The 18,349-nt window shown below is 40.6% G+C and carries 16 protein-coding genes, 2 tRNA genes and 2 other annotated features; of the genes, 13 read left to right on the top strand and 5 right to left on the bottom strand.

The annotated features are described in order from the left end of the window. The first annotated feature begins 31 nt into the window (after positions 1-31). The 4 genes from QNN06_RS21890 to dapF all read left to right on the top strand — a co-directional run bounded on the left by QNN06_RS21890 (position 32) and on the right by dapF (position 4,504). The gene (locus tag QNN06_RS21890) at positions 32-355 is read left to right on the top strand and encodes a DUF4870 domain-containing protein (RefSeq protein ID WP_249366902.1); all 324 of its coding nucleotides are present in this window, start codon (positions 32-34) and stop codon (positions 353-355) included. A gap of 127 nt (positions 356-482) precedes the next feature. Beyond that, complete coding sequence (locus QNN06_RS21885; RefSeq protein WP_213120510.1) at positions 483-1,337, top strand: patatin-like phospholipase family protein; 855 nt, start codon at positions 483-485, stop codon at positions 1,335-1,337. 1,310 nt (positions 1,338-2,647) lie between these two features. After that, complete coding sequence (locus tag QNN06_RS21880; protein ID WP_213120511.1) at positions 2,648-3,439, top strand: hypothetical protein; 792 nt, start codon at positions 2,648-2,650, stop codon at positions 3,437-3,439. An 81-nt stretch (positions 3,440-3,520) separates the two neighbouring features. After that, positions 3,521-4,504 carry a diaminopimelate epimerase gene (gene dapF, locus QNN06_RS21875; protein ID WP_213120512.1) on the top strand — a complete coding sequence of 328 codons (984 nt, stop codon included), beginning with the start codon at positions 3,521-3,523 and terminating at the stop codon, positions 4,502-4,504. A gap of 10 nt (positions 4,505-4,514) precedes the next feature. Here dapF and QNN06_RS21870 read toward each other — a convergent pair whose 3' ends face one another. Then, positions 4,515-6,359 carry a DNA ligase D gene (locus QNN06_RS21870; RefSeq protein ID WP_213120513.1) on the bottom strand — a complete coding sequence of 615 codons (1,845 nt, stop codon included), beginning with the start codon at positions 6,357-6,359 and terminating at the stop codon, positions 4,515-4,517. A 240-nt stretch (positions 6,360-6,599) separates the two neighbouring features. Between QNN06_RS21870 and ku the strand changes: the two genes are divergently transcribed. Further along, the gene (gene ku / locus QNN06_RS21865) at positions 6,600-7,436 is read left to right on the top strand and encodes a non-homologous end joining protein Ku (protein WP_213120514.1); all 837 of its coding nucleotides are present in this window, start codon (positions 6,600-6,602) and stop codon (positions 7,434-7,436) included. A 30-nt stretch (positions 7,437-7,466) separates the two neighbouring features. Here ku and QNN06_RS21860 read toward each other — a convergent pair whose 3' ends face one another. From QNN06_RS21860 to QNN06_RS21850, 3 genes are all read right to left on the bottom strand, one after another. Beyond that, positions 7,467-7,754 carry a DUF6509 family protein gene (locus tag QNN06_RS21860; protein ID WP_213120515.1) on the bottom strand — a complete coding sequence of 96 codons (288 nt, stop codon included), beginning with the start codon at positions 7,752-7,754 and terminating at the stop codon, positions 7,467-7,469. A gap of 101 nt (positions 7,755-7,855) precedes the next feature. Next, a tRNA-Ser gene (locus QNN06_RS21855) sits at positions 7,856-7,947 on the bottom strand. Positions 7,948-7,955: 8 nt separating this feature from the next. Then, a tRNA-Gly gene (locus QNN06_RS21850) sits at positions 7,956-8,029 on the bottom strand. Between the two features lie 211 nt (positions 8,030-8,240). Here QNN06_RS21850 and QNN06_RS21845 point away from each other — a divergent pair. Genes QNN06_RS21845 through QNN06_RS21835 form a run of 3 tightly spaced genes read left to right on the top strand, consistent with a single transcriptional unit; the run spans position 8,241 to position 11,781 of the window. Then, a complete protein-coding gene (locus tag QNN06_RS21845; RefSeq protein ID WP_284035945.1) occupies positions 8,241-8,990 on the top strand; it encodes a DeoR/GlpR family DNA-binding transcription regulator in 750 nt (249 codons plus the stop codon). Further along, on the top strand, positions 8,987-9,901 hold the full coding sequence (pfkB, locus tag QNN06_RS21840) for a 1-phosphofructokinase (RefSeq protein WP_213120517.1): 915 nt from the start codon (positions 8,987-8,989) through the stop codon (positions 9,899-9,901). Before QNN06_RS21845 ends, pfkB begins: the two co-directional genes overlap by 4 nt. Positions 9,902-9,915: 14 nt before the next feature. Continuing rightward, on the top strand, positions 9,916-11,781 hold the full coding sequence (locus QNN06_RS21835; protein ID WP_213120518.1) for a PTS fructose transporter subunit IIABC: 1,866 nt from the start codon (positions 9,916-9,918) through the stop codon (positions 11,779-11,781). 102 nt (positions 11,782-11,883) lie between these two features. Here QNN06_RS21835 and bcbE read toward each other — a convergent pair whose 3' ends face one another. Beyond that, positions 11,884-13,161 carry a bacillibactin exporter BcbE gene (gene bcbE, locus QNN06_RS21830; RefSeq protein WP_213120519.1) on the bottom strand — a complete coding sequence of 426 codons (1,278 nt, stop codon included), beginning with the start codon at positions 13,159-13,161 and terminating at the stop codon, positions 11,884-11,886. A gap of 188 nt (positions 13,162-13,349) precedes the next feature. After that, positions 13,350-13,602: a binding site (T-box leader), on the top strand. A 36-nt stretch (positions 13,603-13,638) separates the two neighbouring features. Next, positions 13,639-13,888, top strand: a binding site (T-box leader). Between the two features lie 59 nt (positions 13,889-13,947). Between bcbE and trpE the strand changes: the two genes are divergently transcribed. Genes trpE through QNN06_RS21805 form a run of 5 tightly spaced genes read left to right on the top strand, consistent with a single transcriptional unit; the run spans position 13,948 to position 18,341 of the window. Continuing rightward, the gene (gene trpE / locus QNN06_RS21825) at positions 13,948-15,339 is read left to right on the top strand and encodes an anthranilate synthase component I (RefSeq protein WP_213120520.1); all 1,392 of its coding nucleotides are present in this window, start codon (positions 13,948-13,950) and stop codon (positions 15,337-15,339) included. Next, complete coding sequence (locus QNN06_RS21820; RefSeq protein ID WP_213120521.1) at positions 15,336-15,947, top strand: anthranilate synthase component II; 612 nt, start codon at positions 15,336-15,338, stop codon at positions 15,945-15,947. The genes trpE and QNN06_RS21820 overlap by 4 nt, the downstream gene beginning before the upstream one ends. Then, positions 15,919-16,944 carry an anthranilate phosphoribosyltransferase gene (gene trpD, locus QNN06_RS21815; protein ID WP_213120522.1) on the top strand — a complete coding sequence of 342 codons (1,026 nt, stop codon included), beginning with the start codon at positions 15,919-15,921 and terminating at the stop codon, positions 16,942-16,944. The genes QNN06_RS21820 and trpD overlap by 29 nt, the downstream gene beginning before the upstream one ends. After that, the gene (trpC, locus tag QNN06_RS21810) at positions 16,945-17,736 is read left to right on the top strand and encodes an indole-3-glycerol phosphate synthase TrpC (protein WP_213120523.1); all 792 of its coding nucleotides are present in this window, start codon (positions 16,945-16,947) and stop codon (positions 17,734-17,736) included. Continuing rightward, on the top strand, positions 17,733-18,341 hold the full coding sequence (locus tag QNN06_RS21805) for a phosphoribosylanthranilate isomerase (protein ID WP_213120524.1): 609 nt from the start codon (positions 17,733-17,735) through the stop codon (positions 18,339-18,341). Before trpC ends, QNN06_RS21805 begins: the two co-directional genes overlap by 4 nt. Positions 18,342-18,349: the final 8 nt, after the last annotated feature.

The raw sequence follows: 18,349 nt of genomic DNA, 5'->3' as shown, positions 1-18,349 counted from the left end.
ATATAGGAGTATTTATTAGGGGGGAGCGCGTTTGGTTAGTAATGAGGAAAGAACAATGGCTGCTGTCATGTATGTGTTGAATTTCTTTGTGCCTGTAATTGGACCGCTGATTATTTGGCTGTTAAAGAAGGAAGAATCAGCATTTATTGATTATCATGGGAAGGAATATTTTAATTTCACAATTTCTTATATTGTTTACTTTGTCATTAGTAGTATCCTAATTGTTCTGCTCGTCGGGCTGTTCCTAATTTGGGTGGTCGGTATCGCGGCCGCAGTATTTAATATTATTGCCGCGGTGAAAGCGTACGAAGGAAAGGAATACCGTTTCCCATGGATTTTCAGGTTAATAAAATAAGTGAGGGATGATAGACTGTCTTTGACAGTCTTTTTTTATGAGCTAAAAAAGGTCTTTTCATTTTGCAAATGGGCAGAGATAATCTATAATTTCTATTGTTTAATTGGCAAAGAAGGGACGGATCTGCATGAATCATCGAGTCGGTTTGGTTTTGGAAGGCGGAGGGATGCGCGGTGTTTATACTGCGGGTGTCCTCGAATACTTTTTAGAGCAGGAAATGTTCTTCCCCTATGTTATTGGCGTATCTGCTGGGGCATGCAATGCAGCCTCCTATTTATCGAAACAAAGAGGCAGAAATAAAACCGTCACGATTGAATATGCTTCTGACCCGCGATATATTTCGTGGAAAAACTATTTTAAGAATCGGCAAATTTTTGGAATGGATTTTATTTTTGATGAACTTCCCAACAAACATATTCCTTACGACTTTGACAGGTTTTATCAAAATCCTTCAGAATTTGTCATCGGGACGACTGATTGCATGACTGGTGAACCCGTCTATTATAGTAAAAAGGATTATGGGAAAGATCTTCTGACTGTATTAAGGGCCTCCAGTTCATTGCCGTTTATTGCACCTGAAATCCGTTTTAAGGAAAAAATTCTGCTCGATGGCGGAATCAGCGACCCCATTCCGATCAAAAAGGCAAAACAGGATGGCTATGAAAAAAATATTGTCATCTTAACCCGTAATGCCGGGTATCAAAAAAAGCCATCTAAATTTCATTTTCTGGCTGGCAGAAGGTACCCTGAATATAGTGGTTTGTTAACAGCACTTCGGAATCGCTATCAACTATATAATGATACGCTCAATTACTTGGATGAAGAAGAGAAAAATGGGAGCCTCTTTGTCATCCGCCCTACAGTTCCGCTTCAAGTAGGAAGAATTGAACGTAATCCGCGTAAACTAGAGGTACTTTATAATCAAGGATATGAGGATGCAAAAGCATTAAAAGATTCCATCACTAAATATATAAACGAGTAAAAGGAGAGTTCAATTTTGACTCTTCGCAGATTGTCGAGAAAGGTTACTTTTCTCGACAATTTTTTTATTAAATGATTGTCTCTGCTAACGGGCCTGTTGATTTCCGCTCCGGGCACTCGCTTTCCGCGGGGAGGTCCTGAAGCCTCCTCGGCGCTATGGCACCTGCGGGGTCTCCAGTGACCTCTATATCCCGCAGGAGTCGAGTGCCCTCCGCTCCAATCAACAGGGAGGCAAATCAACTTAATGAATTGCAATACAATCATTCGATCGCTATGGAGATTATGTCCTCCCAAACTGGCATCCCTTTAAGCGTTCGGTCGTTTAGAGAGGCTATATCCTCCCGAACTAGCAGCCTCTTGAAGCGTTCGGTCGCATATAGAGGTTATATCCTCCCGAGCCAGCAAACTCATGAAGCATTCGGTCGCATATAGAGGCTATATCCTCCCAAACCAGCAAACTCATGAAGCATTCGGTCGCATATAGAGGCTATATCCTCCCAAACCAGCAAACCCTTGAAGCGTACAGTCGCATATAGAGGCTATATCCTCACGAACCAGCAAACTCATGAAGCATTCGGTCGCATATAAAGGCTATATCCATCCAAACTAGCAATTCCTTGAAGGGTTCAATCGCATATAGAAGTTATAACCTCCGTGGCCGGTAAATTCTTCAAGCATAACCGGCTATTGGAGGGAAAATTCAATTCTTTTTGGCATAACTATTAAATTTCCCACTTATTTTTATTATTTGCTCTGTTAAAACTGAATGTTGATTTCACTGTGTTTGAAAATAAACGGAAAAATTCCGTTTAAATTGGGAAATACCCCTATTTCCTTGAAAATAAAGGAAGATTTTCCGTTTATATTATCCAAATCTATAAATTTTGTCTTATTTAGAGCAGTTAATCGGAATTTATCCGCTTATATCTGCTTCATATGCTTTCACTATATATAATAGCCGGAATTTCTCCGCCTATGAATTATCATACCTACACGAAAATCAACAATGAATAATAACAGAGCTTATTATTTATTGTGAGTTTAAGTTCTTTATTGAATACACCTGTAGCGCAAATCAACAGACCTGTTGCAAAGCCTTTTTGTTAATAGTTTCAAACAACTTAACACTGTGAATAATAAAGTGGATTGAAGTGAAATAAAAGAGACTATTTAAAGTTCCTCGACAGCCTGAGAAGAGGTCACAATTGACTCTTCTTTTTCTATTTTTTGATTGATAGAAAAACTTCTATCATTTTTTAGCGGAAGCGAAAATAAATTAATATAGAGAGGAAATGATAAGGAGTTTTCTTAATGAGAATAGACCAACATTACCGGGCATCCGCCAATCTTAGTTTAAACGGCAGCATTGCTGCCATATTGCCGGCCACGCTGATTATTACAGGGAATTTTTCCTTTTCTAAAACAAATGAAATAATGCTTTTATCCATTCCGTTTATTCTCTATAGTTTTTTTGCGTTTCAACTCTATCTTTTTAGAATGAAGCAATCACAGTCGATTCACCGGAATTTGCTCTTGGTTAAAAAAGAAAATCCTGCCCACTCTTTGTTTGAGGCCCGTCATCTGTTACTACTGCATGTCCAAACCTTTTCCCCAAGATTGCAGCTTTTTCTTCCAAACGGAAATTTAGCGGCCTCCATCGAGAAAAAGTCTGGGGGAGGTTTATCCTTTTTTAACCGCATCAAAACCTTTACTCTCTACAACTCACATGAAGAGGCAGTTGGTTTTTTTAAGGTTAAAGACAGCAAATTTCTTAAAATCGAAGTGTTTGATAGGAACTGGAATTACTTGGGGTGTATGGAGAAAAGGAAGATTTCCTGGAACAATTCTAAAAAGGAATTGCTGGATGTTGATGGTAAATATATTGGGGCTGTTGAGGGCTCCGCTTTGTATATGGATGAGTTGGTCCTAAACAAAGGGGACAGATTGGAGGTGAGGCTTAGAAAGGGCTGGATGCCCTTGGAATGGAGCAGGCTGTTTCCCAATCCCAATACCCCGGTTCTCACGTTCGCTGAAAGCTTAACTAAGGAGGACAAGCTGTTAAGAATGTCATTTTTAATAAATGAATACTTTATTGAAAGATAAAAATCAACTTGGTTCCCCTCCTTCTTATTGTTTGGTATGATATATAATAAATTTACCAAACAGCAAGACGGGGGGTTTTTTGTGAATATAATATTAACTAAAGGACATGGTTCCGGTAATGATTTTCTAATCATTGATGAAATAACAAACGGCTATTCTTTTTCAGAAAATGACAGGTCGGCACTTGCCAAGCTGTTGTGCTATCGGCAAGGCGAACTTGGAGCAGATGGAATCCTATATGTGATGAATAGTGACCATGCCGATGGCAGAATGCGGGTGTTTAATGCGGACGGCTCCGAGGCTTCGATGTGCGGAAACGGGCTTCGCTTGGTTGCCCGCTATGTCTGCGAGCTAAAAGGGCTGGATGAGGCCGTAATCGAAACCATGAAGGCGAATCTCAAAGTAAGCCGGAAACCGGAAATTTATGACGGTGTCCCCACCTATCAGGTAGAAATTTCACCTGTATTATTTGAATTAAGTGCTTTGCCGCTCAATTTAGATCAGCCAACACTTTTGAATGAAAAAATTGAGGAGCTTTCAGATGATTTAAGGTTTACTGCCCTTGCTGTACCTAATCCTCATTTAGTGGCTATTGTTACAGGTGGACAGCTTGAAGGGAACCTTCAAAAAGAATTAAGTGAAAAAGTCAACGGACCAAATGTATTATTCCCTGACGGAGTGAATGTGAGTTTTGTAAAGCAGCTTGGATCAGGCAACATTTATGTTCGGACATTTGAGCGTGGGGTTGGCTTTACGAATGCTTGCGGAACTGCGATGTCCGCTTCTTCCTTAGTTACCTGCCTGCAGGGTTTAAATGAATTTGAAACAAGTATTCAAGTTTATAACAATGGTGGAAAAGTTCAGTGCATTGTCCATCGGCAGGAAGACAAGTACCAGATTGACCTAATCGGCAATGCCACATATCTTTATAATGCAGCAGTAAATGTTGATCTAAGCGGTGGAACCTTCACGGTTTCGCACCAAGAGGAACTAACAGAGCAGCACACATACGAAAAGCTGCAAGCAGAGGTGCAGGGGTTTTTAAATACAGCGATTAAAGGATAAGGATTACACCTTATCCTTTTTTTTGTGAATTTTGTTTTAACACTTCCAGTACAGGTGCGTAGGGCTGAATGGATTTTGTTTGGAAATAACTTTTAAAGGGGTCTCCAAACTGCCTAATCCTTTCTAAAGCATAGTCCAATGTAAACATCCTAGGGTCAAGCTTTTCGTCTACTTCCTCCCAAAAAAGCGGTGTAGCAACCCCGCCATGCTCGTTCCCACGCATCGAATACGGAGCAACTATCGTTTTCCCTTCCCCATGCTGGACATAATCCACATATAACCTGTTTCCTCGTTTCTTTTTCATTCTTTCGATCGTAAAGGAATCGGGGTCTTTTGAAATCAAATAATCGGCGATAAAGCTCGTAAACAATCTTGTGTCATCATAGCTGAATTCATCTTCGGGCAATGGAAGATAAATTTGCAGCCCCTTATTACCAGAGGTTTTGATAAACCCGATCAAGTTTAACTGATCAAGAACCTCTTTTATTAATAAAGCGGCCTTTATTGCCAAATGAAATTCATCCTGTGATGGAGGATCTAAGTCAAACACAATTTCACTTGGCCCCTTGCTGACGGTAGTTTGAAATGGCACATGAAACTCAATGGCAAGCTGGTTTCCAAGCCATATCAAGGTTTTTAAGTTATTGCAGAGAATATAATCAATGTCATCAGCTGTATGGGTATGGACAAAATCCGGAGCATAATCCGGACAATTCTTTTGATAAAATGCTTCCCCAAACATCCCGTGCGGAAAGCGAATGACGGTAAGTAAGCGATTTTTTAAAAATGGCAGCATATACGGGGAAATTTCCCTTAAATACAAAATATAATCAGCTTTCCTGATATTGAACTTGTCCCACAGCGGCTTATCAGGATGAGTGATTTCAAGGTCTTCAGGCAGATTTTTTTGCTGAAAAATAAATTTGTCATAGGTGCAGTCCTCAGGTGCCAAATCAAATCTGAAATGGTCAAAATGGGGCTCGCGAAGCTGGTTTTCATAAAGCTCCAAATATTTCACTTCCAGGCAGATGGCAGGCTCTACATAAATAAATTGGGTATCCTCTTTGACCATATTTTGTTTTAGGATTTGCCCAAGGGCCTGTTTTTCATCCGGTTTAAAGCCAAACAAAACTTGTCCTACCCCGTAAATGGAGTCATCCTTATAGACCCCCAAATAAAAATAGCCATTTGTTTTATCATAGGAGGTGACAAAGCAGCTGACATATTTCCAATTTTTATACTTTAGCCATTGTAAAGACCGCTTTCCTTCCTCCCAAATACTTGAGGCCTGTTTAGCTACGATCCCTTCACCGTCGTATAGTACCACTTTTTCCCATATCTCATTAAAATCCTCATAGGCCATAACAGGCTGCAGCAGCTGCTTATTATATGGGTCAGCATTCAATTCCAGCCCTGTTTTTTTAAATAATTTGCTCAGTTCTTCTTTTCTTTTTAAAAATTCAAGGCTATACATCGGCTTCCCATTTTGGACTAATAAATCGAAAATCATCAAGCGGCAGGGGGAATTTTTTGCTTGCTCTTCTATTTTTTTCGCTGCCTTTAAACGGCCGCGAATTTGAATAGCTGAAAAATTGGCTTTATAGGGATTTTCAAGGGAAACAAGTTCACCATCGAGTCGTAGCGGCAGAAATGGTTTAAATTCATTTTCATGCTGTAATAAAAAATCCTCTATTTCCGGAAATTGTGGTAATAAGGATTTCCCATTGCGGCTTGTCAATTCGATCCCGTTTGAATCCCAATCAAGAATGGCTCGAAATCCATCATATTTTACTTCGAAGAGCCAGTCTTTCTGAACAGGCTGAGCAAAAGTCAGCGTGGGGAGCATTGGTTTCATGGAAAATGCCCTTTCTTTTTTCAGCTAATTAGAAAGTATAAACTTTTTATCGAAAGCTTTATACTTTCTTAACGCATCAATTCAACTACGCCTCTGTCTTCGTCCTGGCGGACTCGCCAATCGGCGAGTTTTCATTATTATATTGGCTGAAAAATAAACCTTTCATCCATTTCCATTTGTTTTTAGGAATGTTAGCTCAGAGAAATCAAAAAATAATAACAAAAAGATTGGAGACACGTTATGCATACAATGTGGAAAGGCAGTATCAGCTTCGGGCTTGTTAACATTCCTATCAAGCTTCATACGGCAACTGAAGATAAGGATATCAAGCTGCGTACACTGCATAAGAAATGTCACGCCCCGATTAAATATGAAAAAGTATGTACTGTTTGTGAAGAAGAGGTTAAACCAGAAGAGATTGTAAGGGCGTATGAATATACGAAAGGAAAATTTGTTGTTCTTGATGAGGAAGATCTAGAAAAACTGCGGAAAGAAAATGAAGAAAAGGCTGTTGAAATTATTGACTTTGTCAAAATTGAAGAAATTGACCCAATTTACTTTGAGAGAAGTTATTATATGTCTCCAAATGAGGGAGGAGGTAAGGCCTATTCTCTTTTGCGAAAGGCATTAGAGGAATCCCAGAAGGTAGGGATAGCTAAAATTGTGATAAGATCGAAGGAACAGCTTGCGGTTATTCGCGTCTACGAGAACACATTAGTCATGGAAACCATTCATTTTCCCGATGAAGTTCGTAAGGCTGCGGATGTTCCGAATGTGCCTTCAGAAGATAAGGTAACGAAAAAGGAATTGGATACAGCTATTTTGCTAATTGACCAATTAACATCCGAATTTGAGCCGGAAAAATACACGGATGAATATCGAACTGCCTTGCTGGAATTAATCGAATCAAAACGCCAAGGAAAAGACACAGTAACCGCCGCAACGAAGGAAGTTGCGACGAATGTGACCGATTTAATGGCGGCCCTTCAGGCCTCAATTGATCGTACCAAGCCGAATAAGGCTGCTGCAGCTCCTCCAAGAAAGAAGGCAGCGACAAAAGTCAAAAAAGAAGCATAACAACAAGGAAAAGCAGGGGAGTCCCCTGCTTTATTCTTCTCTAATTATACTCTGGCAGTAGTCAAAAACTAATTGCTCTTCATCCTCTTCAAGAGCAAAATCAAATACTTTCTCGCTCCCTTTTTCAAAAAAATGATAATTGGAGATTTTTGTTCCGCTCTCGTCCACTACAAAAAGGACCCGGAGTCCAACCCCTTTATCAGAAAAGAGTTCATCCTCTTCATCTATATCAAGGTCAAGAAAAATTTCGTAACGGTCCCCCGATAATAAACCAAATGGATCTTCCAATTTTTCTACTGTATGATCCGTAATATTCAACTATATCATCCTTTGCATAAATTATTGACTTTATTATTATGACATATTTTGAATCAATAAGAAAACGCCAGAAACCTCTGGCGTTTTTTAAGTCCTATGTATGGCGGAGAAGGTGAGATTCGAACTCACGCAACGGTTGCCCGTCCTAACGCATTTCGAGTGCGCCCCCTTATAACCACTTGGGTACTCCTCCAAATCATTTGGAGCGGGTGAGGGGAATCGAACCCCCGCCGTCAGCTTGGGAAGCTGAAATTCTACCATTAAACCACACCCGCATAATTAAAGACAAAATAATTATAGCATAATACTAATAAAAGTGGTAGAAAAAAATTTAATGAAATCTAAAATATGAATGATTTTGGAAGAGTTTTTTATTCTCCTACTAACAATCAGTCAAAACATGAATGTTTTTGATAGAAAATGATTGATTTTTGCAATCGGTTTCAGTATTATTAAACATAACAATAAAAAATAGGTGGTGATGACTTGTTAACTCCTGAACGTCATCGGCTTATTCTACAATTATTAAAGGAAAAGGGTATTGTTAAAATCCAGGAAATCATGGAGCTGACGTGTTCCTCCGAATCAACGATCCGTAGGGATTTATCCCAGCTTGAGGAGCAAAAGTTTTTAAAAAGAATCCATGGTGGTGCATCAAGGCTGCAGGGTAAACTCCAGGAGCCGAGCATGATAGAGAAATCCTTCAAAAACCTTCATGAAAAACAGCTGATTGCAAAATATGCGGCTGGTTTAGTGGAAGAAGGGGATTGTATTTATTTAGATGCAGGGTCAACCATTTTTGAAATGATTGATAGCCTGCCAAACGATATTGTCGTGGTAACTAATGGTTTTATGCATTTGCCGGGCTTATTAAATAAAGGTATTTCTACTTTCTTAATTGGCGGGTTGGCAAAACAAAAAACAAATGCCTTAATTGGCCGGGGGGCCTTAGAAAGCCTTGAATTTTACCGTTTTGACAAATGCTTTATGGGTGTAAATGGCATTCATCCACAATTCGGTTTTACTACCCCAGACCAAGAAGAAGCAATGGTAAAGCAAAAAGCGCTTTTCTTATCAAGGGAGGCTTTTGTACTGGCAGACAGTACTAAGTTTTCGGAAATATCATTTGCCAAAATTGCCGATATTCATGAAGCCTCGATTATTACAAATGATTTAGAAGATGAAATTGGACATCAATATTTAAATAGAACCACAATAAAGGTCGTGACAGCATGATTTACACATTAACGTTAAACCCTTCGGTTGACTATATTGTGAAACTTGACAGCTTTCAGTTGGGAGCATTACATCGGACTGAGAATGAAGCAAAATTTCCCGGAGGAAAGGGAATTAATGTTTCAAGAGTTTTAAAGCAAATGGAAACGAACAGTAAGGCGCTCGGGTTTATCGGCGGCTTTACCGGAGCATATATTGAGCAATTTCTTGAAACAGAAAATATAGAAACAGATTTTGTGAAGGTCGTAGAGGACTCTAGAATCAATATTAAGCTTAAAACAGGCCAGGAATCAGAAATTAATGCAAAAGGACCGGATATATCAGAGGCTGCTTTCAGCTTGCTGAAGGATAAAATTCGCCAATTAAACGCTGACGATTTATTGGTTTTGGCAGGAAGCATACCAGGCTCACTTCCAAAAACAACATATGAAGAGCTGGTTAAAATCTGTAAAGAAACCGGAGCACAATTTGTTGTTGATGCGGAAGGGGACTTATTGAAAAAAGTCCTAAAATATAAGCCGTTTTTAATTAAACCAAACCATCACGAGCTAGGAGAACTGTTTGATACTTTAATATCAAGCCCTGAGGAAGTCATCCAGTTTGGGAAAAAGCTTGTCTCGATGGGAGCTGAAAATGTCATTGTTTCATTGGCCGACCAAGGAGCAGTTTTTATTAATAAGGATAGTACGCTGCTCGCCAATGTTCCAAAAGGTAAGGTTAAAAACTCGGTCGGGGCCGGGGATTCCATGGTGGCAGGGTTTTTGGCTGCTTACGAAAGAACAGGAGATTTAATTGAAGCATTCCGATATAGCGTTGCCTCAGGAAGCGCCACCGCTTTCTCGTTAGGACTTTGTACTAAGGATCAAGTAGCTGAGCTTCTTCCACAAGTTCAGATAAAGGAAATCAGGTAGAGGAGACAACCAAAATGAAAATTACTGAATTGCTTACAAAAGATACGATCCTCTTAAATATTGACGGTAAACAGAAAGATGAAGCGATTGATCAGCTTGTCGATGTATTGCTGAAGGCGGGAAAAATAACAAACCACAATGATTTCAAATCCGCCATTTTAAAAAGAGAAGGCCAAAGTACAACAGGAATCGGCGACGGAATTGCGATTCCACACGCAAAAACGGCGGCAGTTAAAGAAGCAGCTATTGCCTTTGGTAAATCCGTTGCCGGTGTTGACTATGAATCGTTGGACGGAAAGCCTGCCCATTTATTCTTCATGATTGCTGCACCAGAAGGGGCTAATAACACTCATCTGGAAGCCCTGGCACGTCTGTCCGGATTGTTAATGAAAGCTGAAGTCCGATATGAGTTATTAAAGGCCGCATCTGCGGATGAAATAATAGATATCATCAACCGTTTTGATAAAGAGGAGAAAGCGGAGGCAACAGTACCTGAAACGAAAAAGAATTCAATTGTAGCAGTGACTGGATGCCCAACCGGTATCGCCCATACTTATATGGCGGCAGATTCCTTAAAGGCCAAAGCTGCTGAATTGGGTGTCAATATCAAGGTTGAAACCAACGGTTCTGGCGGCGCCAAAAATGTGTTGACCAAAGAGGAAATTGAAAATGCAACAGCAATTATTATAGCTGCCGATATCAATGTCGAAATGGAACGGTTTAAAGGAAAACATGTCATACAGACGGCGGTTGCTGATGGCATCCGGCGTCCGGAGCAATTAATCGAACGAGCTTTAAAAAAGGACGCTCCAGTCTACAATGGCAGCGGCACTGAAGGTACTCAAAAATCAGCGCAAAAAGATTCAAAAATGGACTTTTACAAGCACTTAATGAACGGTGTGTCAAACATGCTTCCATTTGTTGTTGGGGGTGGAATCCTAATTGCAATCTGCTTTATGTTTGGCTATAACTCCTTTAAGCCGGACGATCCATCCTATAATCCGATTGCTGCTGCATTAATGACCATTGGCGGCGACAACGCATTTAAACTGATTGTACCTGTTCTAGCTGGATTTATTGCCCTCAGCATTGCAGACCGCCCTGGTTTTGCAGCCGGTATGGTTGGCGGTATGATGGCGGCAAACGGCGGCGCGGGCTTCCTAGGCGGGTTAATTGCCGGATTCTTGGCTGGTTATATTGTTCTACTTCTAAAGAAAGTGTTTGCCGGACTTCCAAAGTCGCTGGAAGGAATCAAAGCAATCTTAATTTATCCACTTTTAGGGATCGCCATTACTGGATTTATTATGCATTATGTTGTTAACAAACCGGTAGCGTGGTTAAATACAGAGATTACGCATTGGCTGACAGGTCTTGGGACTGGAAACGCTGTTCTTTTAGGGATTGTATTAGGTTTAATGATGTCGTTTGATATGGGCGGCCCTATTAATAAAGCGGCCTATGTATTCGGTACAGGCTTGCTGGCGAGTGGCGTTTACGAACCAATGGCTGCGGTAATGGCGGCAGGCATGGTGCCGCCATTAGGAATTGCGATTGCCACTACACTATTTAAGAATAAGTTTACGACTGAGGAACGAGATGCGGGTAAGGCTTGCTATGTAATGGGATTATCATTTATTACAGAAGGTGCGATTCCATTTGCGGCAGCAGACCCATTCCGGGTGATCCCATCCGTTATGGCCGGTTCTGCTGTTGCTGGAGCCCTTTCGATGGCTTTTCATATCGGTTTAAGAGCACCACACGGCGGAATCTTCGTAGTGCCGCTAGTTGAAAACAGTGCCCTTATGTATGCTTTGGCCATTCTTATCGGAGCTGTGGTCTCAGCATTATTGATTGGATTCTTGAAAAAACCTGTTAAATAAGGAAAAGCCGGCATCTTGCCGGCTTTTAATTTGCTAATAGGTAAGCATAAATTCAACTACGCCTCATGAACTGTCCTATCGGACTCGCCAATCGGCGAGTTTTCATTTTTTTTCAGGAGGTGGCTTAATTGCGAAAAGAGCCACAATTGCTGCCAAGATGCTTAAACTGCTCATTAAAATAAAAATCCAGTGGTTCGGAAACTTCATCAATAAAGCGATAATCGGAGGTCCGGCTGCAACGCCAATAAACCTCATGGAACTGTAAAGAGAGGTAATGGTACCCCGCTCTTTCTTTTCGACCCCCTCGGTAATAAGCGCATCAAGAGAGGGGAGGCCTAGACCAATGCCAATCCCCGCAATCAGAAACATGCAAATCATAAACCAAAGCTTAATGGAAATCCATAAGGCTGCAATAGAAAGCCCTGCAGCAAGAATTCCGCCAAATGTTAACCACTTCATTAACACTTTATTTTTTTTAATCACCTTTCCGCCGATAAAGGAGGATAAGCAAAGTGCTCCAAGAGGTAATGCCAAAAAGAACCCTTTCTTAAGATCTTTAATGCCATATTCTTTTTCAAACACTTCTGATAGGTAAAATAAGATGCCAAACAGAACAAGCATAAGAATGCCGCCAATAAAAAAGATGGCATATAGCCAACGACCGCTTTCAGCAAAAGTATTTTTAACATTCATAAAGAAATCCCTAAATGGGATTGTTTTTTGCTTTTTTTGCGGTGATTTAACAAGAAATACCATCATAAGTACTGAAATAAGACAGAACACAGGGATCGAGAAAAACGGCAAAAACCAGATAAACCCAGCTAAAATTGCTCCGAAAATGGGACTTAGAACCTTGCCAAACGTATTGGAGGTTTCGATGATTCCTAAGCAGGTGCTCACATCATCCTCATTTTTAAACATATCACCGACTAGCGGCAGGACAATCGGAAATGCCCCAGCTGCACCAACCCCTTGAAGTGCACGGCCGACTAAAACCAGCCAGTAAGCGTCCAATTTCCAGGAAGCCCATCCCGAAAGCAACCCCCCGAGCGCGGCGATAATTAAACTCGGGATAATTACTTTTTTCCTGCCGATATGATCAGATAAATAGCCGGCAACTGGTATTAAGATAATGGCAACGATCGAATAAACAGTTATAATTAAACTCGACTGAAAGGAAGAAATGGATAATTCTTTCTCCAATGCCGGTAATACCGGAATTAACATGGAATTTCCTAAAGTCATGACTAATGGAATGGAAGATATAGATAGAATTGCCCACTTCTTGCTAGATATCTCACTTGAGCGATTTTGGCCAGCCTTTGATTGCTTCTTTTTAGCGGTCCGTGGATTATTCCACAATTGTTCAATGTGTTCCATTTATCCTCTATCCCGCCTTTTTTCTTTGTACTGTTAATATTCACTATTTTGATTTAAAAAAACTTAAGGAAGTAATCCTTTTAATGGTAAGGGAAATTAAAAGTTTTTATGAAAAATTCGATAATTCTAAAATTAATCCCTTGACAATATACTGGTTATTGTAATAACATAAAAAACAACAAAATGAACTTGCGGCAGTGATGAAGAGTAGTAGCTTTTACGGATTCAAAAGAGAGCTGATGGTTGGTGAAAATCAGTGATGACGTTTAAGTGAATGGACTTCTGAGCCTCCAAACCGAACCTTCCATAAGGGGACCAGTAGGCTTTGGCGAAATCTCATCGTTACATGAGACAGATATTAAAGTATTTATCTTTGATATCGGTAAAGTGAGCTAATTAGTTAGCTAATGAAGGTGGCACCACGGGTCTCCCGTCCTTTTTATGGACGAGAGGCCCTTTTTTATTGTCAAAAAAATAATGAAATCGATGAGCAAGAGGAGTACGCATATTTATTTCTTTCCAGAGAGTCGGGGAATGGTGTGAGCCCGATAAGAAAGGATTTGCCGAATGGACTTGCGAGAGACATCTTGAACTAGAGTAGGGATGTACGGAGTTCCACCGTTAAAAGGATAGGATATCGAGTTATTCGCTCTGTATCTGAAACGAGGAAGCAAACTAATTGCTTCAAAATGAGGTGGCACCACGATCCGAGAGATTCGTCCTCTATATTCATAACCATGTTATGGATATAGGGGACTTTTTTATTTTCTGAAGGGAGTCAAAACGATGAACATTAAAATGGCTATTTTTATGAAAGAAATAAGCGGTGATACTCTAACACCCATTTCCATTTTGCAAAAAATCAGCGGAAAGAAGAAATTCTTACTGGAAAGTTCCCATAAATACAATGATTCCGGCCGCTATTCCTTTATTGGCGCAGACCCAGCCATTGAGCTTGTTTCCATAGGAAAGGAAAACCGCGTGATTAAAAGAAATGGGCAAACGCAGCAAATAAGCGGAAATCCATTAGACGTTATAGATAATCTTCTGCCTGCGGTAAAACTTGATGAGCTGCCATTTCCGTTTATCGGCGGGGCAATTGGCTATGTCGGCTACGATATTATCCGACAGTATGAAGTGATTGGTAAGGAATACCCGAACAGTTTGAATATGCCGGATGTCCACCTAATGGTGTATGAGGAAGTGATCGTCTTTGATCATCTTGAGGAGAGGGTTTTTATCGTCGGTATTCCTCTTCAGGATGATTCAGACAGTGCAAGTATTGAAATGAGAATCGACAAAAGGCTTCAGGAATTAAAAACACCAAATGTTTATGATGAAGAGAATAGTTTTAGCTTGTCAGGATTTGAATCGGAAATTTCTAAGGAAGCCTTTATCAAGAATGTTGAAATTGCTAAAGAGCATATTTTAGAAGGAGATATTTTCCAGGTTGTCCTATCGAGAAGGATGAAAGCAGTCTTTGAAGGCTCTCCATTATCGCTTTATCGTAAACACAGGGCTAATAACCCGACGCCATATATGTTCTATATCGACTTTGAAGACTATACCGTGATTGGTTCATCGCCTGAGAGCTTAATTAAGACGAGAGGTAAATCAGTCATAGCCAATCCGATAGCCGGAACAAAAAGACGAGGACAAACTACTGTTGAAGATGAAGCCATACAAAAGGAATTATTGACTGATGAAAAAGAATTGGCTGAACATAAGATGCTCGTCGATCTTGGCAGAAATGATTTGGGAAAGGTTTGCGAATTTGGTTCCGTTCAGGTTGACCGGTACATGGCCATTGAAAAGTTCCGCCATGTTATGCACATCGTTTCAGAAATCAGCGGAACCCTCCTGTCAGATAAAAACGCGCTTGACGCACTTGCTGCCTGCCTCCCGGCCGGAACAGTATCAGGAGCACCAAAGGTTAGGGCGATGGAAATCATTAACACACTTGAAAAATCAAAACGAGGTCTCTATTCGGGAGCGATTGGTTACTTTTCAGTGAATGGAAACATGGACTTTGCCCTTGCGATTCGGACGATGATATTAAAAGACGGAAAGGCATTTATTCAAGCTGGTGCCGGCATTGTCCATGATTCCGATCCTGAATCGGAATATGAGGAAACCTTAAATAAATTAAAAGCATTTTTGGAGGGAACCCTGGGATGATATTACTCATTGATAACTTTGACTCATTTACCTTCAACCTTTATCAGTATTTGGGAGAATTAGGGGAAGAAGCTGCAGTTTATCGAAATAACCAGATTAGTCTAGAGGAAATCAAGGCTTTGAATCCAAAAGCAATAATCCTCTCACCAGGTCCTGGTAAACCGGAGGATGCAGGTGTTTGTATCGAAATAATTAACAACTTCTATAATAAAATTCCTATTTTAGGAATTTGTCTTGGGCATCAGGCAATTGGAGCAGCCTTCGGAAGTGAAATTAACAGAGCAAAACAAATTAAACATGGCAAAACTTCGTTCATCAATCATAATGGCAGCGGCATTTTCAATTATTTATCCTCACCATTGGAAGTGATGCGTTACCATTCATTAAAAATTGAAAAAGTTACGATGCCGCCAGAACTTGAGTGTATTGCTCATTCCATGGATGATAACGAGGTTATGGCTATTAAACACCAGGATTACCCGGTTTACGGGCTCCAGTTTCATCCAGAATCTATTGGGACTCCATTAGGAAAACAAATGCTTAAAAATTTCTTACTTGAAATAGGAAGGATGGATACAAATGAAGGAATATTTACTACAGTTAGCTGAAAAACGGTCATTCTCTGAAAACGAGATGAAGGAAGCAGTTGATTTTATATTAGGTGAAGAGGTATCGGAATCAGAAATTGCCGCTTTTTTAATGGGACTTAAATCCAAAGGTGAAACAGTTGATGAAATTGTTGGCATTGTAAAAGCGTTAAAAGGAAAGACATTGTCATTTAGAAAGAAGTTTCCGAATGCTTTGGATAATTGCGGAACTGGCGGTGACGGTTCTTCAAGCTTTAATGTAAGTACTACTTCTGCTTTTGTCCTCGCTGCGGCTGGAATACCAGTTGCTAAACATGGAAATCGAAGTGTTTCCAGTAAGACAGGAAGTGCTGACGTTCTGGAATACTTAGGCGTTAATCTTAATTTACCAGCCGAAAGTACGGAAGAGATCCTAAGCGAAATCGGGATTGCCTTTTTATTTGCACCACATGTGCATCCAAAGTTGAAAAAAGTGACGACCGTTAGGAGACAGTTGAAAATCCCGACTATTTTTAACTTTATCGGGCCTTTGACAAATCCGATCGAATTGGACTATCAACTTCTAGGCGTGTATCGCCGTGATCTTTTGCCAGTTTTTGCGGAGGTGTTAAATCTGCTTGGACGCAAGCGGGCGATTGTCCTAAATGGAGCCGGCTTTATGGATGAGGCATCCCTGCAGGGAGAAAACCATTTAACTATTTTAGAAGATGGGGTCATCACAAGCCAATCCTTTTATCCTGAAGATGTTGGTCTGCCAACCTATGATAATAGCTTCATTAAAGGCGGCGATTCGACGGAAAACGGAGAAATCTTACGGAATGTGCTAAGAGGTACAAAGGGGCCTTATCGAGATACCGTACTCCTAAATGCTGGCCTTGGTATTTTAACAGCCGGAAAGGCAGACACCATTAAAGAGGGTATAAAACTAGCCGCAGAAGTCATTGATTCCGGAGCAGCCTATCACAAATTAGAAGTATTAATTGAAAAATCACGAGCAATGCAAAGAGAGGCGATATAAGTGACAACGATATTAGACCGAATTATTGAACAAAAGAAACAGGAACTGGCTCTCTTGCAGAATCAGAGTGTTTTTTATCCGGCAATAGATCGTGAAAAAAGATCGTTGCTTGATAAGCTTCAAAAGTCACAGCAAATATCTATTATTGCGGAATTCAAGCGGGCTTCACCTTCGAAAGGAATGATTAATAATGGTGTGGAACCGGCTGTACAGGCTTCCATTTACGAACAATCCGGTGCCAGCGCCATCTCCGTTTTAACTGACCAAACTTTCTTTAAAGGGTCTTTTGAAGATTTAATAGCGGTAAGGGAAACAGTGCAGCTGCCGATCCTTTGCAAAGACTTTATTATCGATCCGCTGCAAATCAATAACGCCTGCGCACATGGGGCTGACATCATCCTATTGATTGTCGCTGCGCTTGAAGAAAAAAAATTAACCGAATTATATCAATATGCCACAAACTTAGGTCTAGAGGTTTTGGTGGAGGTTCACAATCAGGCGGAATTGGAAACGGCCCTAAAGACCGGGGCAAAGCTGATTGGCGTGAATAACCGTGACTTAAAAACCTTTCAAGTTTCACTTGAAGTTACTGAAAAATTAGCAGCGGCGGTGAAACAATCAGGTGCTTTCTTAATAAGTGAAAGTGGGCTTCATAGCCAGGAAGATGTTAACCGGGTTAGAAATGCTGGAGCAAATGGCATCCTTGTCGGGGAAGCCTTTATGAAAAGTGCAAACCTAAAGAAAACCTTTTCGGATTTCCAATTGCCGCTAATAGAAGGTGCACGGCCATGAAAGTAAAAATCTGCGGGATTATGGATGTGAACACTGGACTTGCGGCAGTGGAGTATGGTGCTGATGCACTTGGTTTCGTGTTTGCAAAAAGCAAGCGGAGAATAACCGCTGAGAAGGCACAAGAAATCATTTCCGTTTTACCTAAGGAAGTATTTAAGGTAGGTGTTTTTGTCAATGAATCACAAGCTGAAATTGAACGGATTGCAGCAATTGCGGGCCTGACTCATATTCAACTGCACGGAGAGGAATCGGAAAACTTTAGTGAGTCCCTTTCGCTCCCGGTGATCAAGGCTGCCAGTTTTGAAGGAAATGAGAAATTAGCGGAACTTAGGGATTTTCCTGCGGAGTATATTCTTCTTGATGGCCCCAAAGGGAAATACCACGGGGGAAACGGGACAGCATTCACATGGAGTGAGGTGAATGCCGGACTCCTTGAGGGGAAAAAGGTCATCCTGGCCGGAGGGCTGCACCAAGAAAATGTAGAAGCAGCCATAAACACCATTCAACCATATATGGTCGATGTGAGTTCCGGGGTAGAAACCGATGGGGTAAAAGATCTGACGAAAATAAAAGCATTTTTAGAAAAAGCAAAAAGCGAACGCTAGGAGGATAT

The organism is Neobacillus sp. 114 (assembly GCF_030127045.1).
Lineage (GTDB): Bacteria > Bacillota > Bacilli > Bacillales > Cytobacillaceae > Neobacillus > Neobacillus rhizophilus.
The sequence above is the reverse complement of the archived record's forward strand: the minus strand, read 5'-3'. Positions and strand labels throughout refer to the sequence as shown.